Source organism: Syntrophobotulus glycolicus DSM 8271 (genome assembly GCF_000190635.1).
Lineage (GTDB): Bacteria > Bacillota > Desulfitobacteriia > Desulfitobacteriales > Syntrophobotulaceae > Syntrophobotulus > Syntrophobotulus glycolicus.
In genome coordinates this window covers 3,017,740-3,043,952 of record NC_015172.1, presented here as the reverse complement: position 1 = coordinate 3,043,952, position 26,213 = coordinate 3,017,740, and the positions used below count along the sequence as shown (strand labels likewise).

Here is a 26,213-nt window from a genome sequence, read left to right as displayed (position 1 = left end):
AGTTGAGTGAAAAACGCCGGGACTTTTTACCTTATGCCATTCCCCTGATTGAGGAGGATGATATTGAGGCTGTGGTGAGCAGCCTGAGATCGAATTGGGTAACCAAAGGGCCCAAGACCGTGGAATTTGAACAACGTTTTGCCGCTTACGCGGGAACCAGGCATGCCATAGCGGTCAATTCCTGCACGGCGGGCTTGCACCTCGCTTTGCTTGCCGCCGGGATCGGTCCCGGGGACGAGGTCATCACCACGCCGATAACCTTTGCCGCCACAGCCAATGTGATTATTCATACCGGAGCAAAACCGGTCTTTGCCGATATTGACCCCCGGACCATGAATATCGATCCGGAGAGGATCGAGGAAAAAATCACCCCCCGGACAAAAGCGATTGTGCCTGTCCATGTGGCCGGTCTGTGCTGTGAGATGGATCAGATCATGGCGATCGCCGAAAAATACAGCCTGTTTGTGCTGGAGGACTGCGCTCACGCCGTCTATTCCCGCTATAAAAACCGGATGGCCGGCTCGATCGGACAGGCCGCGGCCTTCTCCTTTTATGCCACCAAGAACCTGGTGACCGGAGAAGGGGGCATGATCACCACCGACGACGACCGGCTGGCCGATAAAATAAGGATATACAGCCTGCATGGCATGAGCCGCAATGCCTGGAACCGTTACGCCACCAAAAATGCCTGGTTTTATGAAGTCCTTTATCCCGGCTACAAATATAATATGACGGATATCCAGGCTGCCCTGGGGATGACCCAGCTCTCCAAGCTGGAGCGCCTGCAAAGGAGAAGGGAAGAGATCATTGCCCGTTACAATGAAGAATTCAAGGCAATCCCGGAGCTGGAGCTTCCCGCGGAAAGTGCGGATATGCTTCACAGCTGGCATTTGTATATCATCAAGCTCAATCTGGAGAGAATATCCATAGACAGAGCGAGGTTTCTGGAAATGCTGACAGAGGAAAACATCGGCACCAGTGTTCATTTCATCCCTGTGCATATCCATCCCTACTATGCGGAAACCTTCGGCTGCAAACCGGAGGATTATCCGGAAGCGATGAAAACCTATGAACGGATCATTTCCCTGCCCCTTTATCCCAAAATGAGCGACCAGGATGCCGGTGATGTCATCCGGGCCGTGAAACGCGTAATAGACCAGGTGCGGAAGTAATCCTGGAGTACAGATGGAGTTGATGAATTTGCTGGCCAAAAGGCTGTTGGATCTTGCGGTTTCCCTGCCCTTGCTGATCATTGTCTCACCGCTTTGGCTGCTGATCGTGGTCTGGATCAGGGCCGGTTCTCCCGGAACGGCTCTGTTCAGACAAACCAGGGTAGGGATCAAAGGACGGCCCTTCACCATCTATAAGTTCAGAACGATGGTGAACAATGCCGATGAGGTGATGAAACAAAAAATAGCGCTGCTGAAAAGGGAAGGGAAATTTGATCCGGAAGATTTTGTTTTTCAGGAGAAGGATGACCCCAGAATTACCGGCTGCGGCAAATTCCTGCGCAAAACCAGCCTTGATGAGCTGCCCCAGCTCCTGAATATTCTCAACGGAACCATGAGCCTGGTCGGCCCAAGGCCGGAGGTGCCGGAAATCGCTGAAGAATATACCCCTGAACAGAGGGAAAGGCTGGCTATGCCGCCCGGAGTAACAGGCCTGGCCCAGGTCAGCGGGCGCAGCGGCCTGACCCTGAGCGAAACCCTGGTTTATGATCTGGAGTATGTCAGGACCTGGAGCCTGGGGCTGGACCTGAGGATTCTCTGGAAAACCGTGTTTGTGGTGTGTGCCGGGAAGGATGCCTATTAATAAGGAAGCGATTTTTTGAGCCAAAAAAGAGACTGTCCGCAAAATAATGCTTTGTTTTGCGGCAGCCTCTTTTTTCATGGCTTTATTTAGGGATCATTTGATGAACGGTCTTATTCCGCTTTCAGGCTTTGCTTGATCAGCGGATAAATGACCTGGGCGCTGCCCTCATTGGCCCAGAGCATGGACCAGGGGGCGACCCCGCCGATTTGGAACTGGTCCAGCAGCTTGAGCTTTTCATTCCAGCTTTGAGCATCGTCAAAGTAGACCTTGCGTACCTTGCCTTCGTCGTCCGTGTAGCTGAAGGTCGGGACGCCCACAGGATCGGTCGCGGTGGTTTCCCTGGAGATGGTAATGCCCTTGGCCGCGGCAATTTCATTTACGGCCTTATTCCAGCTCAGGGACAGGGAGGTATAGCCGTCCTGTTCATTGCCGGTCCAGGCCCGCCCGTAATAGGGAACACCCATCAGAATTTTTTCGCGGGGAATCTGTTGAACGGCATAGCTCAGGACACTGCGCATCCAGTCTAAAGGAGCGATCGGCCCCGGCGCCGAGGTCGAGTAATGCTTGTCATAGGTCATGATCTGGACATAATCGGTGTAAGGGGAAATGGCGGCATAATCAAAAGCCTTGAGCCAGGGCTCGGCGGTTTCCGAGGTTCGGGGCATCACGGAGATCAGCACCAGCTTGTTCAGGGGGTGAAGCTTGGCGTAAAGGTCCTTCATGAGGGTGGTCAGGCCGTCCTTGGAGGCGGGGGCCAAAATCTCCAGATTGACGACGATCCCATCCGCTTTAGTCTGGCTCAGCATCTTGACGGCTGAGTCAATAAAGTTCTGGCGGTAGGCGGCGCTGGCCAGAATCTTGTCCACCTGGGTTCCGGAACCCAGCACAAGGGGAGTGACCCGGGCTCCCTTGCTTTGGCCCAGGGCCGTGATATTCTGGGCATCATAAACCGTGAGCGGGTCCCGGTAGCCGAAGCTGCCGTCGTCCTTTAAGCTGCCCGCGTAGTTGGGGGAGAGAACATTAATATAGTCAACGACATTGCCGGGCACGAGATTCAGTTCCTCCCGGTAATTTTGTACTGAGCCGTAACCATCCCAGAAATGAAGAGAGATTCTGGAAGTGGCCGAACCGGAAACGACCACACCGGCTACCTTGTAATTGATCACGCCCCACCCTCCCAGGATAAAAATATTTTTCAGGCCTGATCTATTGGTATTCAGGTAATCGGTGATTTGTGAGGGGATTTGCTTATCATTCTGGGGGACAAGCAGGATAGGGCCGTCATGCTTAGCGGCCAGCACAGAGCCTGCCAGGGCGTCCGGAAAAGAGGCCCCGGTCGCCACCACGAGATTGTCCAGGTCGAAGTCCAGGCTTTTCAGGACTTGGGCATTGGTCAGATAGCGGTCCTCTCCGGCCAGACGGCTGACGGTGAAACCGGCGCTTTCCAGCTGGCCGGCCGACGCCGGGGAAATGACTCCTTCTCCCCCGACCAGAGTGACCTGGCTGACGCCTAAGGCCTGCAGGGCTTCCAGGGTTTCAGCGGGGACAGAATCCTTCGCGGTGAGAAGAAGCGGGATCTGCTGGGCCGCGGCATAAGAGGAGATGCTCAAAGCATCGGCATAATTGGAGCCGGAAACCACGTAGGCCTTTTGGCTGCTGCTCAGGGCTGTTTTGGCTATTTTAGCGGCGGTATCATAGCGGTTGGAGCCGTCGATCCTGGTGACATCAATACTGTTGGCTTTCAGCTCCTGAACGACCGTTTCCGAGACGGCGCCCTGGCCCCCCAGAACATAAACCCGGTTGGTCCGGAGGTTTTTCAGCTCCGCCAGGACCTCGGAACGCAGGCTTTTGGGGTCATTTAAAAGAAGCGGTCCGCTGACCTCCGGGCTGTTGGCCAGTACCGCCCCGGCCAGGGCATCCGGGAAATCATCGCCGCGGGCCAGAACAACATTGTAAGCCTCCGACCAGTTTTTGTTGGAGATTTCTACGGCTGTTTCATAGCGGGTGCTGCCGCCGAACCTCTGGACATTTGTCGTATCCTCGGCCCGGGCGGCCTGGATCAGCGGTGCGGGGGCCAAAAAAGAACCAAGAGTGAAAACCCCGGTAAGGACAGCGGCCGTGAGGGTTTTAGACAGTCTGTCCCTGACGTGGCGGGACCGAAAAAGATTAAACATACTCAGATCTCTCCTCAATTTTATTCTCTGTGATCAGGAAACACGGGAATTCAGGGTTAATTGAATTAATTCGATCTTCATAAATAAAATCCTGTCAAAATGAAAAATTAACAGGAAAAGGCAAAAAATATGGCGAAATAGTAAACCGTGCGAAAATCCAATGCGAAATGAAGAGGATATGCCGATGCAAAAACAAGTTAACTCTAACATAAAGCCTCATCCAAAGGTCAAAGGAAAACAAGTCTTTGCTTTTTTTCTGGCGGCCCTGATCTTGGCGGGGGGGATCATTCCCATCCGGGCCGAGGCGTCCGGCCGGCAAAACCCCCGCCTGGTTGTGAAAATCACTCCGGAGACCAGGATTGAGACCATTGCCCGGGAAACGGGAGGGAGGCTGGTCCGCAAAAGCGCCCTTGATTACGCGACCCTGGAATATGACGGCGCTTCTCTTTCCCCGGAACAAATCAGGGAAAAAGTCCTGCAGGCCGGCGGGGTCCTTCATGCGGAATGGAGCAATGCCTGTACCATAGACAGCCCCGGGACCATAGACAGCCTCGGAACGAAGCTGTCCGGCTCCGAAACGGACCCGGACGGAGAGCTGACCGAGCCCCGCTATCCCCTGCAATGGGCGATCCAAAATATCCGGGCCGACAAGGTCTGGGATGAAGGGGCCACAGGCCAGGGGATCGTGGTGGCAGTGATTGATACAGGGGTGGATCTGGATCATCCCGACCTGAAAGGACAGCTTGTCCCGGGCTACAATGCCATAACCGGCAGTACGGCTGCGGGGGCGGCCCGGGATGATAACGGACACGGCACCTCTGTGGCCGGGGCTATCGCGGCGGGCAAAAATGGAATCGGTATCCTGGGGGTTGCTTACGGAGCCCGGATTATGCCGGTGAAGGCAATGGACAGCAAAGGAAGCGGGGAGAACGATGTGATTGCCGACGGGATTGTCTGGGCCGTCGATCACGGGGCAAAGATCATCAACCTGAGTATGGGCGCCGAGAGGCAGACGGCAGTGTTTGACGAAGCCCTGGACTATGCCCTGGATAAAGGCTGCCTGGTAGTGGCGGCCTCCGGAAACACCGACGCTGTAACCCATCTCAGCGGAGTGGCCTATCCCGGTGCTTATCCCGGTATTCTGGCCGTTTCGGCCATAGACAGCAGCAATCTGATCACGGATTTTTCCCGGGTCGGTCCGGAAATCGAGCTGGCGGCCCCCGGGAAAAGGATTCTCACCGATTACTGGTCTCAGGATACGTCAGGCGAAGCCTATGCCACTGGGACCTCTATCGCGGCCCCCATAGTTTCCGGAGCGGCGGCCCTGATCTGGAGCCGCTATCCGGCCCTTGCGGCTCAGGAGGTGCGGCAGCTCCTGCTGAATTCCGCCGCCGACCTGGGGACGACAGGCCGGGATGATGATTACGGCTACGGTAAAGTAGATTGCTACCGGGCCTTGAAATTAGCGCAGGGGCTGAAACAGCTTTCCTCTCCGGCCGCGGTTTCCTGGGAAGGCGGGAAAATCGGCTCGTCTGCCGGGGAAGCCGTCCTGACCGTACCGGCCGGAGCATTTAAGGCGGGGCTTGACGAGCGCAATAATGACGCCTCTTTGCAGGTCTCTGTCGGCGAGGCTGCTCTCCCCGGCAGCCTGCCGCAGGGAATCCTCCCCGGCGGAAAAGCCTATCAGATCAGCTGGGAAGGGCAGGAGACCCATAAGCCCCTGAACCTCTCCCTAAGCATGACCCGGCCCGTGGGGGAAACCGGGCAGCCTGAAAATGAGGGGGCTCAGGAGCCGGCAGAGCGGACCGGCAAGCTGGCCTGCCTATATCTATGGTCTTCCGCCAGATGGCTGCGCATCGGCGGGGGAATCCCGTTTGCGGAGGGCCAGAGTCTGGAAGTGCCGGTCAATGAGCCCGGCATTTATATGATCGGCTATACGGACGAACCGTCCGAACCCCGTATTTCCGGGAGCGACCGCGTTCAGACAGCGGTAGAAATCGCCGAAGAGGCTTATCCGACGGGCTGTGACACCGTGATCGTCGCCCGGGCCGATGATTACCCGGACGCTCTGGCCGGGGCTCCTCTGGCCTACCAATACCACGCTCCGATCCTGCTCACCGATCCCGATACCCTGCCCCGGGAAGTGGAGGAGGCGGTGAAACGGCTCGCTCCCGGTAAGATAATCGTTCTGGGCGGGACGGGGGCGGTGTCCGGCTCTGTGGAAAACAGCCTGCAGAGGCTGGCCGCTACCGAGAGGATAGCGGGAAGCGACCGCTTCGGGACAGCGGCGGCCATCGCCGAAAAGTTGGGCAATACCGGACAGGCCGTGATTGTCAGCGGTTCCAATTATCCCGATGCCGTCGCCGCGGCGGCACATGCCGCAATCTCCGGCCGGCCCATCCTGCTGACCGGCAGCTTTTCTCTGAACAGTACGACCAGGCAAACCCTGAGGAAATTATCCGTGACCGAAACAGAAGTGATCGGAGGGGAGGGGGCGGTTTCCTCCCGGGTAGAGCGCGATCTGCCCGCTCCGCGGCGGATCGGCGGGGCCGACAGGTATGAGACCTCGGCCCGCCTCTTGCAGGCCTACCCGCCGCAGGGGCGGGTCCTGTACGCCGCCACCGGAGCCGATTTCCCCGATGCCCTGACCGGAGGGGTCCTGGCCGCGGCAGGGATGTCCAATATCCTGCTCCTGCCGCCCGGTGAGCTTTCCCCAAGCCAGATCACAGTCCTCAGCGCCTTAAGCCAAAAAAAATGTGTGGCCCTGGGCGGAGCGGGAGTCATCTCTGAGAACATTTTGCAAGAAATCGGAACCCTCTTAAAATAGATGTGCCGCAACAGGAAAAAAACAGGGACAGGCAATAATGCGATGATCTCTGCTATAATATAAAATAAGGGCGTAAAATCCCGGGAGGGGAACAGGAAAAAAAATGATAATTTGATAGAAAACACTGGAATATTTCTGTATCTTATTGTAGAATAATACATATTTATTTTATAACGGCTGTATAGGTTATTCTGAAAAAGGCTTTTTGTTGAAAAATTACAGGTTTTCTGGATATTGGCACTAAAAATTTTGTATGAGATGCAGGAATAATCAGCTTTTTCCCGAATATTTATATGGAGGTACAGGGGCATGTTATGCTCTTTTACCATATAGGCAGTCTAAAGGGATAGCCGCCCCTGGGAACGAGGCCAGAGGGGGGACGCCTCCGCTAGGGTGGTGCCTTTAGATATTGCGCAATGTCTAAGGATAATTTGTGATCATGTTAAGGGGGTGAGACCTAAACGGCGTTGAAGTAATGAAAGCAGATTAAAAAATTCACAAGCTTTTCAAATCTGTTTTCAGTGACACAAGGAGCTTTGCTTAATAGAAGTAAAGCTTTACCAGGAGAAAGAGAGGAGATTTAACTAAATGATTAGAACTAAGAAGATAGCCGTTCTTGCTATCATCGCTATGGTTCTCATGATGTTGCCTGTTCAGGTGTTTGCCGCTGATGACGACACAGACAGAATCTACGGCAAAGATCGTGTGGAAACAGCGATTAAAATTAGCGAAGCAGGCTGGACTACTGCCGATACTGTGATTCTTGCTCCTTCTGCCAATAACAATCTCGTTGATGCTTTGGCGGTCGCCCCATTGGCAGGTCAGGAAAACGCACCTATCCTTTTAACACCGGTTGATGCTCTTGATGCCAGTGTAAAAGCTAAGATTGTTGATTTAAAAGCGAAAAAGGTCATCCTGGTCGGTGCGCTTACCGATGCAGTGAAAAATGAAGTAGCTGGAATCAGCGACGTAACTGTAGAAGTGCTCAAAGGCGCCGACCGCTGGGAAACCACCAGCCTGGTCAACGCGAAACTTTCCAGCCCGAACGGGACCTTCGTTGTTGGTTACAATGCGATCCCTGACGCGCTTTCCGCAGCTTCCTATGCTGCGAAGAACAAGTACCAGATTATTCTTGCCGGAGTAAACGGTGCTGTTCCGGAAGGCCAAAGCGTAGCCGGAACTTCCTATATTCTTGGCGGACCTACCCTTGTCGGTGACATTTCAGGCGCTACCCGTATTTACGGTCAAAACCGTTATGAAACCAACAATGAAGTAGCCAAAACCTTAACCTATGATTATGGAAAAGTTTTTGTCGCTAACGGTGTATCACTGGTCGACGCTCTGTCGGTCGCTCCGTTCGCCGCTCAAACCAATTCATTTGTTGCTCTTGCCGACAATAACGGTGTGGAAGCGGCTGACGGCCTTGCCGGTAAGATCACTTCCGCTACGAAAGCGATCGCGCTCGGCGGACCTTCCGTGGTTTCGGACACTGTCAAAAATTCTATATTTGATACAGAAGACAGTGGCGAATTCACCATTAAATCCGTTACCGCTCCGAACCTCATTCAGCTCCAAGTGACACTTAGTAATACTGATTACGACGAAGACGATTTAACAGATGTCGACAATTATGATGTGGAAGCTGTCGCTAAAGACGATAAAGATGCTTCCAATATTGAAGTTGCGAAAGCTGAGGTAGAAGGAAAAACCCTGACCTTAACCTTAATTGAACCTGTTAAAAATGAGTCAGTAGGAACATTGACGGTTGATGATATCATCACTGGAGAAGAAGTGGCGTTTGATAACATCAAATTCTCTGACCATGATATTCCAACAATAAAAGATGTTAAAGTAATTGGCAAAGACACCGTTAAGTTTGTTTTCAGTGAACCGATTTCAAGCTTAAAAGATACATCCGATGAGTTTGATTTCGATTTGGATGGCAAAACTTACGGTGTTAAGGAAGTAGTTCCGGTTAAAAACGGCTTTGAAGCAAATGTTAAAGTATATACTAGCTTTAAAGAAGGTAGTCTTAAGGTAGAAGTAGGCAATGGTCTGGAGGACTATGCTGGATTCAATATCATTCCCCAAACTTTCGATGTGGATGTTGTTGAAGACACACAAGCTCCGGAAGTGGTTGGCTACAAGAGTGCCAAAGCTAAGGAAGTAACGTTGATTTTCAATGAGGACATTCAATTGGAAAGCGATGAAGAAGAAGATTTCTATCATACAAATTCCAGTAATGAAGTTTCCAGCATCAGTGATGATGATATTGACGGCAACGAACTGACCTTGGATTTTTCTGAAAATGAATTGCCGGATGGTACAGCTTATGTCTATATCAAATCCGGTGCGGTCTCTGACCTGTGGGATAACGAAAACAACTCAATTAAAGTGCAGGTTCAGATTGACGTAGACGATGTTAAACCTGTAGTGAAGAAGGTCGAATATAAAGACTCAAAGATTACAGTGACCTTCTCCGAAAAAGTGGATGAAAGTACCGCGGAAGATACTGACAACTACACGCTGGTTGATGAAGACGGCGATAATGTAGGTATTACCAGTGCTGACCTGAGTACTACATCCAAAAAGGTTGATCTTACACTTCGTTCGACTCCCGATGACGGCACTTATAAGCTGACGATTGAGGATGTCGAAGATCAGGCTGGTAATGAAATTGAAAAAGTGACCAAGGATGTTGTAGTTGACGATACAGATGCTCCTGTTCTTAAAGGTGGAAAAGCTTACTATGACATTTCCGGATCCAGATATCGCATTTATTTGGAGTTCGACGACAAATTGGCCACAAGCGGTAATTACTCTGTGACTGATCTTTACAAGTATGAGGTTTCTACCGATAGTGGTTCACACTTTGTAAATCTGGGTGATGAAGAAGAAGATGACAATATCTATGCTAAGATTGACCTCATCGACAATGGCCAGACGGTAAGAATTACCACGGATTATCCTTTCGTTACGAATGCCGGCGCGCTTACCGCAGTGAACAAAATCCAAATCGTTGGGCGCATCGCTGATGTCGATGGCAATTACACTACAACTGCGCAGATGCCTGCTAGTGGCGGCTATTCCATAGAGGATAAAGCCAGCAGAACTGTAAGCATCTTGAGTGCGGTTGCCAAGAGCAAGACGACGATCGAAGTGGAATTCGACGGAAACCTTGACAAGTATAACAAGAGTGATTTCATTGTTTGGAAAGATACAGATGGTAACGACAGAAAACAATCTGGTGAAACTACGGTTTACACCGTAGAGGACATTGAAAAGAAAAGCGCCGATAAGATTTTGATTACGCTGGATGATGATACAAAATTACCTGCTAATCCTGAAGTATCCGGCGGAGAAATCAAGGTTGGGACGGTAGGCTCAACAAAATCAGAAAATTCCTATGGTGTTAAATTACAACCAAATCTAGGTATTGATTCGAGTACTTCTCCGTATGATACCAGTGCCTATGATGCTATTTCCGTGACGGATGAAATCAATCCTAGTGTAAAGAAATTGGATAACATCGACAGAAATGCTGAGTATACCGGTTCAGAAAAGAATGGAACCAACAATAAGAGCGACGATATCGCAAGTGTATGGGCTGAATATGACTCTACGCTTGATAGCGGTAACGGCGGAAGCTTGATTCACATTCTGTTTGACGAACCAGTTGATGCTGGAACTGTGGGTAACTTTGTAGTTAAGAGAAACAGCGACAAATTTGTTGTAAATAATGTTTCTACTTCGGGTAACACAGTAACATTAACAGTTTTCGAAGGTGCGAAGACTGCTACTTCCAAAGTAGATAAAAATGATACGATTGATATCGGATTTATCTACGACGCCGAAGGAAATGTTACTTCCACCCTGAAGTTGAAGGTCGAATACCCGGTAACTAACATTGTTGCACCTACGGTTCCTGATGCTCTGGGCAGCAATAGTGATGTACTTTCCGGCACATTACTATCCTTGACGAAAGGTAAAGTGCTCTTTACAGACAATGCTACCACTTCAAATGATACCCTTGTATTTACCAATTTGGCTGATAATGTAACCACTATTACGGTAACAGGTGCGGCTACTACGCCAGCTACAGCAACTGTAACCGGTGGTGTTGCTAGCGTTAATATTGGTGATAATAACGGAAGTTCTAGTGTTGTCGTGACAGTCACGTTGACCAATGCTGTAGGAGACAGCTCTACGACAACGTTGACACTCAAGGCGAGTGATGGAACCAGTAACCTTGATTAAAGCTTAACAGATAGTACTGAACGGGCTAACAAAGGAGACAACCGCTTCGGCGGTTGTCTCCTTTTGCGCTCCCTGCTAAGGGCTATGGTGGTAGAAGAGTGGATAAACGCGGATAGAAAAATAAGGATCTTACTTGGGGAGATCTATAAAATTCGGGAAGTAACCTCGTAACAGCAGCGTCAAAGCTGCGTTGAATTTCAGAAGTGAGCAGAAATTTTAGTACAGGAGTATGCTAATTTCATACGTGACTATCGTAATACCGACAAAACGTAAAATTTACCAAAAGGATAATTTCCTCCTATGCCGAATATATTTAAAGGTGAAAGTAACAGCGTAAAAATAATTAGAGTGAGTTGAAAAGGAACGTGAACGCGATAAGCTTTTTATTGATCTATACAAAATTATAAATTTTGTAGTTTAATAATTTGTTTTGTTCCCAGTATTTCTGGTGGTGTATCTAAGACCACTCTGATCTTTTATTACTATTTGTGTCGCCAGCAGTAGTGGCGAAATGGAGGTTATTATGAAAAAATCAATATCCCTTTTCTTAGTAGTTTCCCTGCTTTTTGCAATTGCAGTCGGGTGTTCTCGACAGGCGGTGGAAGATAAGGAGCCGCCTGCTGGTCAAAACCAGACCCAGACCGGAAATAAGACAGACGAAACCGCGGATAAGGTCGATACCGCTGTCAGCAGCTTAATCCAGAAGGAGGCCCATGTCCTTGGTGCCAAGGTATCTGAGACAGGCGGAGTAATCGTGGTAGCCGTAACTATGGAGGCCGGGACAAGTGAGGCAGAAGGGAAGTCTTTGGTGGACAAATACCTAAAGGTGCTGCAAGAAAAATACCCGGAACAGAGGATCAATATTCAAGTTGTAGCGGATGGGAAATCTCTTGTAAAGAGTGATACCGGAGGGCGATAGAAGCGGATGTTACCGCGGAGAAATGCCTTGACGAAATATAGATATAGAAGTAAGATATAGCAGAGCCGGCTGTTCAGCCGGAAGAGGAGAGTAGTGGAAAGAGGGTATAACTGGTGAAAAAATTACATAGGACAAGGACGATATTTTGCCTGGCTCTTGCTGGATTATTGGTATTTCCTTCTTGTCTCTGGGCGGACGCTAAAAATGAAGAAGATATTCTAAAAGTAGAATTTTCGGAGATCGGACCCTTGGTGGAAATTCATAATCTTACGGCGAATGAGGCTGCCGATAGTATAGAGGACAGTGAAGAAGCTAAGCAGGATGGACTTAATGCTATTGATAATGCGATCCTGCAATTAGATTTGCTTAGTTCGACATTAATACTTACAGATTTTACGCTTTACCCGAATGCGACTCCGACGCATGATGATATTCTCTATGCGCTGTTAACCGGACAAAAGCAGTCTCTTAATCAGCAAAGAAGATCTTTGTCGGTAATAGATGTAGATAAGCTGGAAATTCAACGGGACATGGCTATTGATATCGTGACATCAAGCCTGGAAACTGTTTATATTTCTTATAATTCTCTGGGCCGCCAACTTGAACTTCTGAACGTACAGAAAGATTTGGCTGATGCTCAGTTAAGTGCATTGGTGAAGCAGCAGGATCTAGGGATGGTGGCAGAAGTGGTAGTGAACAAGACCAAAAATGAAATCCGGGCTTTGGAGAACTCCATCAAGCAATTGGAACGGAGCCGCCAAACCTTGAAAGAACAGTTTAACTTGACACTTTCCTATGAGTTTGATAGACCTTTGGAGATTGGAGAAGTACCCGGGGTGATGCGCTCGCTTATTGTTACAACCGACGTGGAGTACGATTATAAACACGCTTGGGAAGACAGCTACAATGTTGTGTTGAATGAGGATGAAGATTCGGAAACAGAAGCCGATGCGATTCGTAACTTTCGGCACGGTTTTTACAGCGCCTACCAGACCATGCTGGATAAACAGGATACGTTAGAATTAGAAAATACTAAATTGAAAACTGTAGAAACAGATTATGAGATTGCAAAACAGAAACACATTTTGGGAATGATATCTGATCTTCAATTTAAAACAGAAGAAAATGGCTACTATAATCAGAAGATTGTGGTAAAATTGGCCGAAGACACAGTTTATCAAGCCTATCGTAATTATGAATGGGCCAAAAGAGGCTTAATCGTAAGTTCTCCTTCTTCCTCCGCTACCGGTGAATAGTCTGATAAGGATAATGGAAACGCAATAAGGTGCTGGGAGCCGTGATAAACAAGCTGGTTGCTTTTGGGCCAACAGCTTGTTTTTCCGTTTCAAAGATAAAGTCGTGTTAACTTGTTGGATAAATACCTATTATATGGTAAAATAATAACGGTGATTTCAAAAATTCATAAGAATAAACAGCTATACGTTAAAGCCACTTAAAGTATTTGACTACTGTTATTTTAATTGGGAGGGGTAATTTTGAGCTTAGTCAAGAAAAAAATGCTTGAAATTTCAGTCTTTGTTACTTTTTTCTTAATTGCTGGGATCTTTCCGCAAAGCAGTTTTGCACTTAGTACCCCGGATACTCCGGATGGACTTAAAGCTGACGTCTATAGTGCAAGTGAGATTTATCTGACCTGGGAAGAAGCTGATGATGCAACCTCTTATTATATCTACCGTTCCGTATCATCCAACGGTACTTATTCCAAAATCGGCTCCACGGATGAAACATCCTATCTTGATGATGAGGATTTGGATGCTGGTAAAAAATATTATTACAAGGTACGGGCTCATAACAGCGCTGGCACCAGCGGTTATTCTTCTATCGCTTATGTCAAGACAGAGGAAGAGAGCGACTTGGACGCGCCGGACGATCTCAAAGCGACAGCCAAAGGTTCCGCTCAAATCAAACTGACCTGGGAAAAGGTCGATGATGCGACCTCTTATTATGTTTATCGTTCCATATCATCCAACGGCACTTACTCCAAGATCGGTTCAATCAAGGGAACATCTTATACCGATGATGAGGATCTGGACCCCGGTAAAAAGTATTACTATAAAGTACGGGCCCATAGCAGTGCCGGTACCAGTGCTTATTCCGACAAGGTTTACGCGACTACGGATAAGAACGGAGGCGCCGACGCTCCGGAGAATCTCAAGGCGGAGAGCAAAAGTGCCTCTCAGATCAAGCTGACCTGGGATGAGGTCGATGACGCGGACGTTTATTATGTGTACAGGGCTCTTTCCTCCTCCGGCACCTACAGCAAAATTACCACAGTGAGCAGTACTTCCTATACCGACAGTTCTCTTTCTGCCGGCACGACTTACTATTATAAGGTTCAGGTAAAAAACGGTTCTTCTGAGACCAGCACTTATTCCAATGCTGCCCATGCCACGACGGCGTCTGACAGTGACTCGGCATCGGGTACGGTCGGAGATGCGAGGCGTATTGCCGGTGGAAACAGGTATGATACGGCGGCCAAAGTGGCGGAGACAGGCTGGACAACCTCCTACTACGCTGTTATCGTTAGCGGGGAGCAATATCCCGATGCTTTATGCAGCGCTCCTCTGGCTTATCAATATAATGCACCGATTCTTTTGACGTCTAAAAACAGCCTGGAAAGCCAGACCCGGGCCCAGTTGCTGAAGTTAAAGGTCAAAAGTGTCTATATTATCGGGGGGACCGGGGTCATTTCTTATGATGTCGAGCAAACCATCAGGGATATGGGAATCGCGGCAACACGGATCGCCGGAGCGGATCGCTATGATACCTCTTTAAAAGTAGCAAAAGTGATCAGCCAATACAGAGCCGAAACAAATCCAAACAGGCATGCGGTCGTTGCCACTGGTCTGGATTTTCCCGATGCTTTATCCATTGCTTCTATTGCGGCGATTAAGGGCTATCCCATTCTGTTGACCCCAAAAGACAGTCTCAGGGAAGAGATAAAAATATACCTCAATGAAAATTTCTCCAGTACCACGCTGGTGGGGACTACCGATTCTGTAAGCGCCGCTGTTTTTGACCAGCTCCCGTCGCCTGACCGCCTGACCGGTACCGACCCCTATACAACAAATCTTGCGGTGATTAAAGCCTTTCAGACCGATCTGAAGTTTGACGCCTGCTATCTGGCGACCGGTCAGGATTACCCCGACGTATTGGCTGGTGTGGCCTTGGCCTCGCTAAAAAGCGAGCCGATTTTCCTGGTCGGTTCTACTGTCAATACCGCGACATTGGACTATATTAAGAGCAAAGAACCGCAGCAGATTATCGCCTTCGGCGGGACCGGCGCAGTATCCGACGCGGTATTGGGAAGTTTTCAGGATCAAGATCAGGATCAGGATGAGGACGAAGATATAGACACTGGTTCGGAGGGGATCCCGTCAGTCCCGGACGATCTGGAAGCTGAAGCCGTAAGCTCCAGCGAGATCGAGCTGAGCTGGGATAAAGTTAAGAATGCCGATTTATATTATATCTACAGGTCGACATCGGCGGCCGGTACCTATACCAATATCGGGATCATTGACGAAACTTATTATGTGGATGACGATCTGGATGCTGATGAGACCTATTATTATAAGGTAAAAGCGTACAACAGTCGCGGTACAAGTGATTATTCCAACAGGGCTTCTGCCGCCACGGACGAGTATTAAAACGGTAAGACAGAAATAGTTTCAGGATATCGCCTCAACGGGACTGCGGCACAATGGACTAAAAAGTTCATTGTGCCGCAGTCCGCTTCATCTAGTTGATTACAGCGGGATACATAGAAAATATTTCTAGGATCGGTTGACATTGAAAAAAGTTGGATTAAAATAATAAAGGTAAGTAACTACATAGTTACTTACCTTTATTAGGGAATCAGGTCAGAGGTGAAGGGTTGAGAATAATCAAAAAGAAAAACAGTGTGCCAACCGATCAATGCCGGGCCGAAGAAAGCAAAGTCCGTATCCTCAAGGCTGCCACCGATATTTTCTCGGAGAAAGGACTGGACGGGGCCAGAATTGATGAGATAGCGGAAACGGCAGAAATCAACAAACGGATGATCTATCATTATTTCGGCAATAAGGAGGACCTCTATGTGGAGGTTCTCAGGTCAAATCTCAGTAAGGTCGGTTATGTCAGCTCCCTGGACTTTGACGCCGCGGCAGGTCCCCGGGAAAATATCAGAAAGGCGGTCAGCAATTACTTTCATTTTTTGGCCGGCAATGAACAATTTGTCAGGCTGATCGGCTGGGAAGCCTTAAACCGGGGCAGATACAAGGATACCCTGCTTTATGAGGTGCGCAACAGGTATGAGGAGCAGATCAATGATATTCTGCGGGCCGGGATTGAGGAAGGCCTCATTAAGCCCGATCTGGATATCGCCCAGACCTTATTGAGTATTGATGCCTTATGCCTGATTTATTTTACCCATAATGAAACCTTCAGACGGATAGCGGACTGCGGGATCAGTCAGGAAGAAATGATGGACAAACGGCTGGAACATATTATTGATTTTGTGTTTAACGGAATAATGTAGACAGAGCAGTACAGAGTGGAGGGAAAGCAGATGTCGGCAATCAAGAGGAGCTACAAGGTTTTCATCGGGCTGGGAGTAGTAGGGGCGGCCGTTGCCATGGTATTCCTGCTCAGCGGGGTTGTGCACAGCAGTGACGGCAGCCGGGAGCTTACAGGTAAGGCGGAAGCAAAAACAGTTGAGGTCAGCACCAAGATCCCGGGCCGGGTGATCCAAATCAAGGTGAAGGAAGGCCAGACCGTCAAAGCGGGGGATGTCCTGGCTCAGATTGACGACAGCGACCTGAAGGGAAATGAACAGCAGGTGCTGGCCGGGATTGCGGCCGCCGAGGGAAGTATCGCCAAAGCCGGGGCCGCCGTGGATTACGCCGAAGCTTCGTCCGGGGCGGCGCTGGAGAAGGCCCGGGCCGGTCTGGCTAAGGCTCAGGCCGATGAGGTCCTGGCGGAAAAAACTTATCAGCGCCTGGAGGAGCTGTGGAAAAGCGGGGCGATTTCCCAAATGGACCTGGATAAGGCCAAGCATGATTATGACGCCGCTCAGGCCGGGGTCGCGGCCGCTGAAGGGGACTTAGCTACAGCAGGAGCCGCTCAGACTCAGGTTGACCTTTACCGGGCCGACGCCCGGAGCGCGCAGGCGGCACTGGACAAGAGCCAAGCCGATCTGCAGATCGTCAGGAACAATCTGAAGGAGACGGTGATCAAGGCCCCCTGTGACGGTGTCATCACAGCGGTCAATATCGAAGAGAAGGAGCTGGTCTCCAGCGGCTTTGCCCTGATGTCGGTCACGGATTATCAGGAGAACTGGGTCAATCTCAAGGTTCCGCAGAATCTGCTCGGGCAGCTGGCGGTGGGAAACCCGCTGGAGGTTTACCTGCCCGGTGAAGAAGGGAAGACCATCAAGGGAACGATAGAGGACATCAGCAGCAAGCCGGAGTTTGCCACGGCGCGAGCCACCAATGACCGGGGAGAAAAGGACATTATCTCTTACAATGTGAAAATACGGACTGATTCCGCGGAGCTGAAGCCGGGGATGAATGTCTCCGTAAAATTCTAGGAGGAGAAGCAGGATGAAAACGATCGCCTCCTTAGCGCTCAGAGAGTTCGGGTATATCAGGAGAAATAAAAAAATTTTTTTGGTCATGTGTTTTATGCCGCTGCTCTATCTTTTCCTTTTCGGCTATATGTATTCTCCTCATGTCGTCAATCAGATTCCCACGGTAATCCTGGACTTTGCCCAGACCGAGACCAGCAGGACGATCGTTCAGGGCTTCCAGGATACGGACCGGTTCAAAATTATCGCCGAGGTCGGCACTGAACAGGAAGTGCAAGAGATGATCGATTCCCGGCAGGCCGTGGCGGGAGTGGTGATCCCGGAGGATCTGGACCAGAGCCTCAAGAAGAGACAGGGCTCTGAGGTCCTGATCATGGTCAACGGAACAAACATGATGTACAGCAATTCCGTGGTTTCCTCAGCCAATGAGATAGTGGCGACCATCTCAGCGGGGATAAGCATGAAGACCTTGGGGGCGGTGCAGGGCGCAGCCCAGGACGCGGTCCGGGGCGAGGCAATCCCGCTAAGCTTCAGAACAAAAATTTTGTACAATCCCACCTACAATTATGCGAATTTTCTTCTCCTGGGCTTAATGGGGACGGCAATTCAACAGATGGTCTTCATGTACGTGGCGATCTCTTTCTGCCGGGAAAAGGAACAGAAGCTTTTCCCCGCGCTTCTGGAACAATACAGTGTCGTGCAAATCATCGCCGCCAAGGTCATATCCTATCTCCTGATCAATATGTTCAGCATGAACCTGGTTCTCAGCATGTGTATTTTATTTTACAAGATTCCCTTCCGGGGAAGCCTGCTGGCTCTGGAGCTGTTATTCGGGGCGTTCATTCTGGCCGTTTCAGGACTGGGGATTCTCCTTTCCCTGATCTGCAAAGGCGAGCTTGAAGCCACCCAATACGCGATGCTGGTCGCCGTACCGTCCTTTTTGTTTTCCGGTTTTACCTGGCCGCTCAGCTCGATGCACGGGCTGGCCTGGGTGCTGAACCGGATTCTTCCGCTGACTTACCTGGTCAACGATGTCCGGGATATCGCCCTGATGGGGATCGGTCTGGAAGAGGTCTGCCCCAGTATTTTGGTGCTCGCGGCTATCGCGGCGGTGCTCATCCCGGTATCGGGTCTGCTGGTCAAGCTGCAGGGGTCCAGGTACAGCAGTCAGAATACGCTTAAAATGGAAAACAGCCTGTAGTCAAACATGCTGTTTGGGGGATAATGGCAGGGATAACCGCCCATGGCGGTTATCCCTGCTGGTTTCAGCGCTGGGTTCAGCGGACAGACCCTTGACCGGACTCCGGTCAATCGAACAGGTCGTCGGTGGTCGTATCAATGATCTTGATATCATTGATCTCCACCAGGTCGCCCCCTTTGGTGCTGAACATATTTTTGGCAATGATCTGGTTCATGACTACTTCGATTTCTTCAGCCGTCAGGTCTGCTCTGGGCTGGGGAAGGGTGAGGCTGAAGGTTGTTCCCCCAGCGTTGGTAAAAGCCAGGCGGAGAATTCTGGTTGAGCTTATAGACATTTGGATGCTCCTTTCCATTCGATGGTGCGGGAATTATTGATCGATTAAATTGGATTGGTGGTTGCGGCGGATTTCTACAGGGGGGTAGTCCACCAGGCTGAATAAAGCCTGGGCGATCTCATAGAGATCTTGATCGGCGGCGCCGGATTTAATGCCGCCGATGTTTTTTTGTCTGATCACTGGGGAGCCACCGGCCGATGTCCCGGTCTGGTAGCGAACAGTTAAAACCGAATCAAGCGGGGCGGATAATACTGCCATAATCTTTCTCCTCATCTTTCTGAAATTTTTGACTCGCCTTCAGCGGCTTGTCCTTAACACTATATGCGGACAGGAGAAAAGGGTTCCAAAAGAGAGAAAAAAGAGAGAAAAAAATCCAAATCCGGTCGATGAAGGGATTGACTCCCCCAGAGAGAAAGAAGTAAAATAGAGGAAGTTCAAGCTGACTGACCGGTCGGTCTGAAGATAAATGTACTCAGACAAGATAATTGACAAAACGGGATAAGACGGGATGTGTCGGGAGACACCGAGAAAAGACAGTATTTATGCGGGTTTGTGAGGGATATGGAAGGAAATCCGTGACAGAAATATTGAGAACGGCATCGAGTGAATTGATGTCGTCTTTTTTATGCCTTGAGGGGGCGTGGTGGTCGTGGAGTTGTCGGGCATCGCGTCAATTATCAACTAATCAACGAGGCCGGAAAACCGCATAAAATAAGCATTTTTACAAAGTGTGAGCCACTCAGATAGTCCCGGAAGCCCCAGCAGCAAGGGGGATAAAGGACATCATCGCGGCTCATATTTGCATTATAACATCAAAGGACAATGAAGTCGAGACGGTCGGCGTGCTAACGGAGCGTTAGTGAGTGTTAAATGCAGCGGCGGGGCGTGCGAAGAAGTGCGAAAATACGGCATTTCTCAGGTGTCAGCGCGTTACTTTCCCCGTGCGCGCCCGTGCGGATAACCCTCAAAAAGAGGCAAAAAGGCGGCTCATTCAAAGTGACAAAGCTATGTAATCGCAAAAAAGCTGTCACATTGCCGTAATATCAAGGGTTTTCGGCACTTACATCGGCGCGTCAAAGGCGATTTTCAATGTGACAAAAACAGATAGATAAATCTATCAAAGAAGCACAAAAATTAAACAGCTTCACTTGCGGCTGCCTCTTCCCCTGTTCCTCCACTCATCGAGCCGGATAACGTTCCCTTTTTAACTGCTTTACTGTAAAGCATCTCAATAGTGCTATTAACATACTCCTTGTCGCGGTCGTCCAGCGCGCGAAACATAGCAATAAGGTCGGCCTCCTTTTTGGTTAGTTCCATTAAGCCCGCCCTCTCATTTGTTGTATTAACCCTCCCTTGTTTGTTCTCACCTGTTAGAATCCATTCCATCGAAACACCCAAAGAAGAAGCAATTTTATAAAGCGAGAGCGTGTCAGGCGTGCGCTTTCCTGTGACGTACTGACTGATAGCGTTGTTAGACATTCCAGTTGCTCGGCAAAGGTCGGCCTGTATTTGATTGAGCTCTGCGAGACGGGCCGCTATCCTTTCCCCTACCTTTTCAATTTCTATCATCGTTTATCCTCCCTTCTTACAACAAGTGAGAGATTTATGCTTGACTTCCTCTCAGTTGTTGTATAAAATAAGACTGATAGAGAAATATATCAAGGAAATCATACCACACCTGAGAGGAAGATTAAAGAAAATTGAACAGGAAGGAGGTAAAATTTTGAAACACGGAAAGCGTCCGACACGGGCTCAGAAGATACGCCTTAAAGAGGCCGGACTGAATTATGAGAACTGGCTCGTCGTGAAGGCGACGACCGAAGGGCTCGAAGTGGTACACAAATACTCGGGTAAGACAAGAACAATCCCCGCAACGCTCGGAAAACAGAGCGGCGGCGAAAGGAGGAAACGGAATGAAAACAATCCTTCAGTACCTCAAAGAACAGAAAGATATGGCATGGCATAACCGCCTTTGTTATTCCAAGACCTATGGCATGGATACCCCGAAGGAAGGCTATGAGAAGGAGTTCGCCGAGGCGGTCAGAGACTGCGAGATTGTCGAGGAGCTCATCGCATTGGTGCAAGTAAAAGAGACGCCTTCGGAACAGACGTCTCCTTGCGATTGCCCTTTCGAAAAAGACGGCGCGAAGTTGTTGAAGTTTCTCAAAGAGATTGAGAATTATGTTTTGGGTGACTCTCCCGCTCATGTTTCTCAATCGCCAGAGATGCGATAAGCGAAATTGCGCCGACCATTTGAGGAATTAACTCATTTTCTTCCTTGAAGTATTCAGGGTACATCTTTTTGAAGTCGGCAACCAATTCACGAGCAAAAGCTTTAGCATCCATTATTACCACCCCCTCTCTATGATATGGCCGCAATCTCATTATAGAGCCAAAAGGTGGAAGTAACTACTCGAAACACTTCACAAACTTTGAAACGGAAGTAATTCTAAGAGCGCAGGAAGGAGGATGCTTGATGCAGCGCAACAAGAGACAACTGACCGCCTTCGGCGTGTTGGTTAAGAAAACGCTCATAGAAAAAGGCATGACACAGGTGCAGCTCGCACAAGAGGTCGGAACAAGCAACAAGTACCTCAATCTCATCCTATACGGAGACAGGTCGGGGGATAAGTACCTCCAAGGTATCGCGAGGGTGCTTGATTTAGACCCGGAATCGTTTAAAAAAATAGCATGAAGGAGGAATAACTTTGAAGAATGTCAATGAATTTCTTTTTGAGCTGGAAAGTCTCAAGGCCGGGATGGGGATGAGCGGTAAGACGCTCACCGATGAGACCAAGCTCATCATTCTGGAAAGGAAGCAGAACGAGCTCAAGCGGCAAGCCGAGCAGGTTCAAAAGGAAATCCAGAAGGATATTGAGGACTTGTTCGATTGCATCAGCTTAAAACAGGCAAACATCGAAACCTTGAGCGACATAAACACCTATCTTCATGAGGAGCTCAGGAAGGTTGAGGAGCACATCGGCAAAATCAAGTCGGCAAAGGTGACAAAAAGTGCGTGACCGGGGGGATGGCATCATGAGGAATCAGGTCAAAAGGAAAGAGAGCCATACCGACACCACTCGAACAGGCTCTCTTACCAGAAGACTCACGAAAAATCTTCTCCTGCCATTATACCACGGCAGCGGACACGGTTCAATGTGAAAGGAGGGAGAGGGGTTTGCCGGAAACATTCGTCACACTGGAAACAGCGGCAGAGCTTGAAGGAATCAAGTACAACACATTAGTCCAAAGAATCAAGCGCAATCCAAAAGCGTTCAAGACATTAACGGAGCCGGGAGAGAACGGCGGCAAAGACCGGGTAACGGTCGCCCTGTCCTCCCTCTCCACCAAAGCAAGGAAGGCCCACAAGGCAGCAAAAAAAGTAGACGGGAGGGATGTTGTTATCGAACAGAAGGCACAAGAGGCCCCGTGGTATCTCGATATCGACCTCAATTGGTACATAGAGAGTCACAAGCGGGAATATTATGAGGCGGTCGAGCTCTCAAAGCAGATTCAGGAGTTCGTCGCTTATGGAGAAGGTGAGCGCACGGCTTTCGCCGAGGAGTTCGCCGCAAGGCTTGGAGTCAGTCAGCGGACGCTCTACCGCTACGCCGAGGGATACCTCGAAGCGAGCGCGTGGGCTCTGAAGCTTGAAAAGGAAGAGGGCCGGAATTTCGACTTCTTCAAGGTGCTCACCCTATGCCGGAAACCGAAGCAGTCGTACACCTTTCCAAGCTTGACGGACAAGCAGAAGGCTATTATTGAGAACATTTGGTTTAATAAGGACTTCGCACAGAATCAGGGCACGATTGAGATGCTTTACACGAAATTCGAGGAGGTCGCCAAGGAGAGCGGATGGGAAGGCTATCCCTCCATCAAGACAGTGGCCCGGTATATCAAGTACATCATGGACGAGCTCCGGGGACGCAACGCCCACTATCTCGCCGCCAACGGAATGAGAGAGTTCAAAAATGCCCGGATGCTCAAGGGTAAGCGTGACGCTTCGGCCCTCGCGGTCATGGAGTTCGTACAGGGCGACGGCCACACCTTCGACTGCTGGGTGCAGTACACAAGCCCGAACGGGAAAATCAAGGCAATCCGACCGAAGCTTGTTGCATGGGTTGACACACGGAGCCGCTGCATCATGGGCGATGTGATGTGTGTCGACGCCAACTCGCAGATACTCAAGGAAAGCCTCGTCAAGATGCTCTACTCCAATCCGGGCGGCGTGCCGAAACACCTGCACATTGACAACGGCAAGGACTACACAGCGGAGACCAACACAGGGCAAAACCGCAAGGAGCGCAAGATGCAGGAACTTGACTTCGACAGCGAAACAAAAGGCTTCTACCGCTCCATAGGGATTGAAGACTGGTCAAGGTCTCTCCCTTATGAGCCGTGGGGCAAGGCGCAAATGGAGCGTTTCTTCGGGACGGTGTGCAGTATGTTCACAAAATGGATGGCCTCCTATGTCGGCACACTCACCGGGTCGAAAACTTCGGGTAAGCGGAAGAAGGACATCCCCGGAATGCTTGAGCGCGGTGAGCTCCTCACAATGGAAGAGTTTTACGCACTCTGGACAAAGTGGAAGAACGAGAAGTACCACGTCCGGGAACACCGGGGCCTTAAAGATGCTCGCGAGAAATGGGTCACTCCGATTGAGCTCTTTGAGAACGCCGAGCGGTACGTCAAAGCAGCTCCTCTGAGGGAATATGCAGCGATGCTCCTAATGAAGGCCGACACCGCCCTCGTCCGCAATCAAGGGATTATCAAGTTCGGCACGCTCTACACGGATTATGAGCTCTGCCACTACATCGGGCAGACCGTCAACATCAAATGGGACATCGATGACGTCACCAAGCTCTATGTCTTTGACAAGAACGGCAAGAAGATTTGCGAGGCTGTCTCGGCTGAACTACTACAGTTCGCGCCCCGCATGTCACAGGCCACGCTCGAAGAGCACCTCAAGAAGCAAAAGCGGCAGATTCGCGAGACGAAAGAAGACCTTGAGTGGTATCAAACACCATACGAGCTCCGGGTGCAGGACGGACAAGGCACTCCCGCCGTGGTCGGCGGTTTAGACCTCGCGGTCAGGGCTAAGAGGAACGACAACCTTATCCAGCTCCCGGACGATAAGGAGTTCCGTGAGGAGCTCAAGGCCGGAAGTGTTTCTAAGAAGCAAAAGCAGCACAAGGACTCCGATGACGAGTTCTTCAATCAAAAGGCTCAATCAGTCCTTGAGAGACTGAGAGCACTCGGATAATGAAAGGGGATAACAAAATGGAAGCAACGGCAGCAAAAGCCTACACAGGCGAAATTAAAACTCTTGCAGACAAGGTCAACGAGTACATTAAACGCGAAGGCAAGACCATCACAGACCTCGCGAGCACCATCAACTATTCACGGACGACGGTCTCCCGGTATCTTTCCGGGAAATACGACAGCGACGCGACGGAGCTTGAAGCGAAGCTCACCGCCTTCCTCGCGGAGGTAACGGGTGAGGAGCTCGTTGCCGCAACTGCCGAAAGAGCGAAGGTCGTCAATTTCACAAAGCGGAAGAGCTTCTTTGAGAGCCGGGACGCGCAGAACATCATCGGCGTATGCAATTCCTGTCAGGAGTACATCGGGCTCGGCATCGTGGTCGGAAAGTCTGGCTTCGGCAAGACCCACGCCCTCAAGTATTACTCCAAGATGCCCCGGGTCGCCTATATCGAATGCGACGACACCATGAGCTCAAGAGACCTCGTGGAGTCCATCGAAAGGGCTCTCGGCATCCCTACCACCTACGGGACGATATGGAAGCGCGTTAACGGAATCAGGGAGTTCTTCAACGTCAATCGCGGTTATCTGCTTATTATCGACGAGGCGGACAAGCTCATCTCCAAGTACACACAAAAGAAGATGGAAATTCTCCGGGCCATATTCGACCAGTCCGATGTCGGCATGGTCATCGCGGGCGAGCCGAAGCTCGAAGCGCAGATAAAGTCCTACCTCACCCGCTTCGCGAATCGCGTCGACTTTTACGCAAGCCTCAAGGGGCTCTCCGGCAAGGAGGTCGATAACTTCCTCGAAGGTTACGAAGTCGAGGAGGACGCCCTTGCGGAGCTGAAGTCCCGGGCGTGCAACCATCAAACAGGCTGCTTCCGACTCCTCGACCGCACGCTCAACAACGTTTTCCGCATCATGAAGGAGCGCGGGGAGTCCAGAATCACGCTGACCATCATCAATCAAGCATCTAACATGATGATGCTTTAAGGACGGAAGGAGGATAAACAATGAGAAGCACAGCGGCATTAAAAATCGACGAGGCCGTAACGGTCGGCCTCACCTGCCTCGAACAAGGGCTCGACAGCAAGGCGACGGTCAAGCAGAACATTCTCACAGCGGTCTCGATGAACTGCCTCCCCATCAGGGAGGCTCAGTCCGTTGAGGAGCTCCCGGTCGAAGTCTTTGAACTGTTTCACAGGCAGCTCGGCCTCGGGTTCGAGGTTCGGGCCGGGAAGGTCGTCGGGGTGAGCTTCACTACCCCGGAAGGCAAACTCGCAACCGTCACACTATCAGACATCGAAAGAGGTGAAAAGTAATGGCAAGGACAAGAATCAAGGAGGCCCCGGTCTATAAGACATGGGAAGAGGTCGACGCCGCCCTCAAGGAAATCGCCGAGGCTGAGCTTGACCTCGTGGACATAGAGGGCGAAATGAACAAGCAGATTCAAGGCATTAAGCTCACGGCGGCGCAGGAGGCGAAACCTATTCAAGACCGCATCGCCGCTATCGGCAAGGACATCAAGGCGTTTGTTGAGGAGCACCGGGGAGAGCTCGACGGCAAGACAAAGACGCTGAACTTCGGAAAGACGGGCTTCCGCATGAGCACGAAGGTTATACTCCCGAAGGCGAAGGAAAAGCTCGCGGCAATCATCAAGAGCCTCAAGTCCCGCAAGATGAACGACTGCATCGTTGTTACCGAGACCATCAACAAGGACATACTCAAGAAGTACACCGAGGACGAAATCCTCCGGGTCGGAGCGTCGCTGAAAAAAGAAGACACCTTTTGGTATGAGACCGACCGGGAGAAGCTGCAAGCTTTACAGCGTTAGGAGGCGGTG

The 26,213-nt window shown here is 50.3% G+C and carries 22 protein-coding genes; 17 read left to right on the top strand and 5 right to left on the bottom strand.

Annotated elements, in window-relative coordinates:
- The first annotated feature begins 2 nt into the window (after positions 1 to 2).
- Positions 3 to 1,172: a DegT/DnrJ/EryC1/StrS family aminotransferase gene (locus tag SGLY_RS15040; protein WP_013626041.1), complete on the top strand. Its 1,170-nt coding sequence runs from the start codon at positions 3 to 5 to the stop codon at positions 1,170 to 1,172.
- 13 nt (positions 1,173 to 1,185) lie between these two features.
- Positions 1,186 to 1,812: a sugar transferase gene (locus SGLY_RS15035; RefSeq protein WP_013626040.1), complete on the top strand. Its 627-nt coding sequence runs from the start codon at positions 1,186 to 1,188 to the stop codon at positions 1,810 to 1,812.
- A 110-nt stretch (positions 1,813 to 1,922) separates the two neighbouring features.
- Here the strand turns inward: SGLY_RS15035 and SGLY_RS15030 are convergent, their stop codons facing one another.
- Positions 1,923 to 3,986: a cell wall-binding repeat-containing protein gene (locus SGLY_RS15030; RefSeq protein WP_013626039.1), complete on the bottom strand. Its 2,064-nt coding sequence runs from the start codon at positions 3,984 to 3,986 to the stop codon at positions 1,923 to 1,925.
- Positions 3,987 to 4,170: 184 nt separating this feature from the next.
- Here SGLY_RS15030 and SGLY_RS15025 point away from each other — a divergent pair, with 184 nt between their 5' ends.
- The 8 genes from SGLY_RS15025 (at position 4,171) to SGLY_RS14990 (ending at position 18,774) form a co-directional block, all read left to right on the top strand.
- A complete protein-coding gene (locus SGLY_RS15025; protein ID WP_013626038.1) occupies positions 4,171 to 6,813 on the top strand; it encodes a S8 family serine peptidase in 2,643 nt (880 codons plus the stop codon).
- A gap of 588 nt (positions 6,814 to 7,401) precedes the next feature.
- Positions 7,402 to 11,070, top strand: coding sequence for a cell wall-binding repeat-containing protein (locus SGLY_RS17270; RefSeq protein WP_013626037.1), 3,669 nt, complete (start codon positions 7,402 to 7,404; stop codon positions 11,068 to 11,070).
- Positions 11,071 to 11,593: 523 nt separating this feature from the next.
- The gene (locus SGLY_RS15015) at positions 11,594 to 11,989 is read left to right on the top strand and encodes a hypothetical protein (protein ID WP_013626036.1); all 396 of its coding nucleotides are present in this window, start codon (positions 11,594 to 11,596) and stop codon (positions 11,987 to 11,989) included.
- 113 nt (positions 11,990 to 12,102) lie between these two features.
- Complete coding sequence (locus tag SGLY_RS15010) at positions 12,103 to 13,245, top strand: TolC family protein (protein ID WP_013626035.1); 1,143 nt, start codon at positions 12,103 to 12,105, stop codon at positions 13,243 to 13,245.
- A gap of 240 nt (positions 13,246 to 13,485) precedes the next feature.
- Positions 13,486 to 15,657, top strand: coding sequence for a cell wall-binding repeat-containing protein (locus tag SGLY_RS15005; RefSeq protein ID WP_013626034.1), 2,172 nt, complete (start codon positions 13,486 to 13,488; stop codon positions 15,655 to 15,657).
- 227 nt (positions 15,658 to 15,884) lie between these two features.
- Positions 15,885 to 16,526 (top strand): TetR/AcrR family transcriptional regulator, encoded by a 642-nt coding sequence (locus SGLY_RS15000; RefSeq protein WP_013626033.1) that lies wholly within the window; start codon positions 15,885 to 15,887, stop codon positions 16,524 to 16,526.
- 30 nt (positions 16,527 to 16,556) lie between these two features.
- Positions 16,557 to 17,576, top strand: a complete 1,020-nt coding sequence (locus tag SGLY_RS14995) for an HlyD family secretion protein (protein ID WP_013626032.1) — start codon at positions 16,557 to 16,559, stop codon at positions 17,574 to 17,576.
- Between the two features lie 13 nt (positions 17,577 to 17,589).
- Entirely contained in the window at positions 17,590 to 18,774 is a 1,185-nt protein-coding gene (locus SGLY_RS14990) for an ABC transporter permease (RefSeq protein WP_013626031.1), read from the top strand.
- Between the two features lie 106 nt (positions 18,775 to 18,880).
- Here the strand turns inward: SGLY_RS14990 and SGLY_RS14985 are convergent, their stop codons facing one another.
- The 3 genes from SGLY_RS14985 to SGLY_RS17265 all read right to left on the bottom strand — a co-directional run bounded on the left by SGLY_RS14985 (position 18,881) and on the right by SGLY_RS17265 (position 20,677).
- A complete protein-coding gene (locus SGLY_RS14985; protein ID WP_013626030.1) occupies positions 18,881 to 19,108 on the bottom strand; it encodes a DUF2922 domain-containing protein in 228 nt (75 codons plus the stop codon).
- A gap of 33 nt (positions 19,109 to 19,141) precedes the next feature.
- Entirely contained in the window at positions 19,142 to 19,366 is a 225-nt protein-coding gene (locus SGLY_RS14980) for a DUF1659 domain-containing protein (protein ID WP_013626029.1), read from the bottom strand.
- A gap of 876 nt (positions 19,367 to 20,242) precedes the next feature.
- The gene (locus SGLY_RS17265; RefSeq protein ID WP_013623754.1) at positions 20,243 to 20,677 is read right to left on the bottom strand and encodes a helix-turn-helix domain-containing protein; all 435 of its coding nucleotides are present in this window, start codon (positions 20,675 to 20,677) and stop codon (positions 20,243 to 20,245) included.
- 154 nt (positions 20,678 to 20,831) lie between these two features.
- On the opposite strand from SGLY_RS17265, the gene SGLY_RS14970 reads away from it, so the two are divergent.
- The gene (locus SGLY_RS14970) at positions 20,832 to 21,074 is read left to right on the top strand and encodes a DUF6906 family protein (protein WP_013623755.1); all 243 of its coding nucleotides are present in this window, start codon (positions 20,832 to 20,834) and stop codon (positions 21,072 to 21,074) included.
- A 197-nt stretch (positions 21,075 to 21,271) separates the two neighbouring features.
- On the opposite strand, the gene SGLY_RS17960 is transcribed toward SGLY_RS14970, so the two are convergent.
- Entirely contained in the window at positions 21,272 to 21,454 is a 183-nt protein-coding gene (locus SGLY_RS17960) for a hypothetical protein (RefSeq protein WP_148228055.1), read from the bottom strand.
- A 130-nt stretch (positions 21,455 to 21,584) separates the two neighbouring features.
- Here SGLY_RS17960 and SGLY_RS14960 point away from each other — a divergent pair, with 130 nt between their 5' ends.
- The 6 genes from SGLY_RS14960 to SGLY_RS14935 all read left to right on the top strand — a co-directional run bounded on the left by SGLY_RS14960 (position 21,585) and on the right by SGLY_RS14935 (position 26,204).
- Positions 21,585 to 21,803, top strand: coding sequence for a helix-turn-helix domain-containing protein (locus tag SGLY_RS14960; RefSeq protein WP_013623757.1), 219 nt, complete (start codon positions 21,585 to 21,587; stop codon positions 21,801 to 21,803).
- A 13-nt stretch (positions 21,804 to 21,816) separates the two neighbouring features.
- Positions 21,817 to 22,128, top strand: a complete 312-nt coding sequence (locus tag SGLY_RS14955; protein ID WP_013623758.1) for a hypothetical protein — start codon at positions 21,817 to 21,819, stop codon at positions 22,126 to 22,128.
- Between the two features lie 158 nt (positions 22,129 to 22,286).
- Positions 22,287 to 24,371: a Mu transposase C-terminal domain-containing protein gene (locus SGLY_RS14950; protein ID WP_013623759.1), complete on the top strand. Its 2,085-nt coding sequence runs from the start codon at positions 22,287 to 22,289 to the stop codon at positions 24,369 to 24,371.
- 17 nt (positions 24,372 to 24,388) lie between these two features.
- Positions 24,389 to 25,363: an AAA family ATPase gene (locus SGLY_RS14945; protein WP_041444955.1), complete on the top strand. Its 975-nt coding sequence runs from the start codon at positions 24,389 to 24,391 to the stop codon at positions 25,361 to 25,363.
- 20 nt (positions 25,364 to 25,383) lie between these two features.
- Complete coding sequence (locus SGLY_RS14940) at positions 25,384 to 25,692, top strand: hypothetical protein (protein WP_013623761.1); 309 nt, start codon at positions 25,384 to 25,386, stop codon at positions 25,690 to 25,692.
- Positions 25,692 to 26,204 (top strand): host-nuclease inhibitor Gam family protein, encoded by a 513-nt coding sequence (locus SGLY_RS14935; protein WP_013623762.1) that lies wholly within the window; start codon positions 25,692 to 25,694, stop codon positions 26,202 to 26,204. Before SGLY_RS14940 ends, SGLY_RS14935 begins: the two co-directional genes overlap by 1 nt.
- Positions 26,205 to 26,213: the final 9 nt, after the last annotated feature.

Coding starts and splice junctions, on each gene's coding strand:
- SGLY_RS14990 (WP_013626031.1), top strand. CDS start 17,590: ATGAAAACGATCGCCTCCTTAGCGCTCAGAGAGTTCGGGTATATCAGG.
- SGLY_RS15035 (WP_013626040.1), top strand. CDS start 1,186: ATGGAGTTGATGAATTTGCTGGCCAAAAGGCTGTTGGATCTTGCGGTT.
- SGLY_RS15025 (WP_013626038.1), top strand. CDS start 4,171: ATGCAAAAACAAGTTAACTCTAACATAAAGCCTCATCCAAAGGTCAAA.
- SGLY_RS17265 (WP_013623754.1), bottom strand. CDS start 20,677: ATGATAGAAATTGAAAAGGTAGGGGAAAGGATAGCGGCCCGTCTCGCA.
- SGLY_RS14960 (WP_013623757.1), top strand. CDS start 21,585: ATGCAGCGCAACAAGAGACAACTGACCGCCTTCGGCGTGTTGGTTAAG.
- SGLY_RS14980 (WP_013626029.1), bottom strand. CDS start 19,366: ATGGCAGTATTATCCGCCCCGCTTGATTCGGTTTTAACTGTTCGCTAC.
- SGLY_RS14940 (WP_013623761.1), top strand. CDS start 25,384: ATGAGAAGCACAGCGGCATTAAAAATCGACGAGGCCGTAACGGTCGGC.
- SGLY_RS15015 (WP_013626036.1), top strand. CDS start 11,594: ATGAAAAAATCAATATCCCTTTTCTTAGTAGTTTCCCTGCTTTTTGCA.
- SGLY_RS14995 (WP_013626032.1), top strand. CDS start 16,557: ATGTCGGCAATCAAGAGGAGCTACAAGGTTTTCATCGGGCTGGGAGTA.
- SGLY_RS14945 (WP_041444955.1), top strand. CDS start 24,389: ATGGAAGCAACGGCAGCAAAAGCCTACACAGGCGAAATTAAAACTCTT.
- SGLY_RS15030 (WP_013626039.1), bottom strand. CDS start 3,986: ATGTTTAATCTTTTTCGGTCCCGCCACGTCAGGGACAGACTGTCTAAA.
- SGLY_RS17960 (WP_148228055.1), bottom strand. CDS start 21,454: ATGGATGCTAAAGCTTTTGCTCGTGAATTGGTTGCCGACTTCAAAAAG.
- SGLY_RS17270 (WP_013626037.1), top strand. CDS start 7,402: ATGATTAGAACTAAGAAGATAGCCGTTCTTGCTATCATCGCTATGGTT.
- SGLY_RS14935 (WP_013623762.1), top strand. CDS start 25,692: ATGGCAAGGACAAGAATCAAGGAGGCCCCGGTCTATAAGACATGGGAA.
- SGLY_RS14985 (WP_013626030.1), bottom strand. CDS start 19,108: ATGTCTATAAGCTCAACCAGAATTCTCCGCCTGGCTTTTACCAACGCT.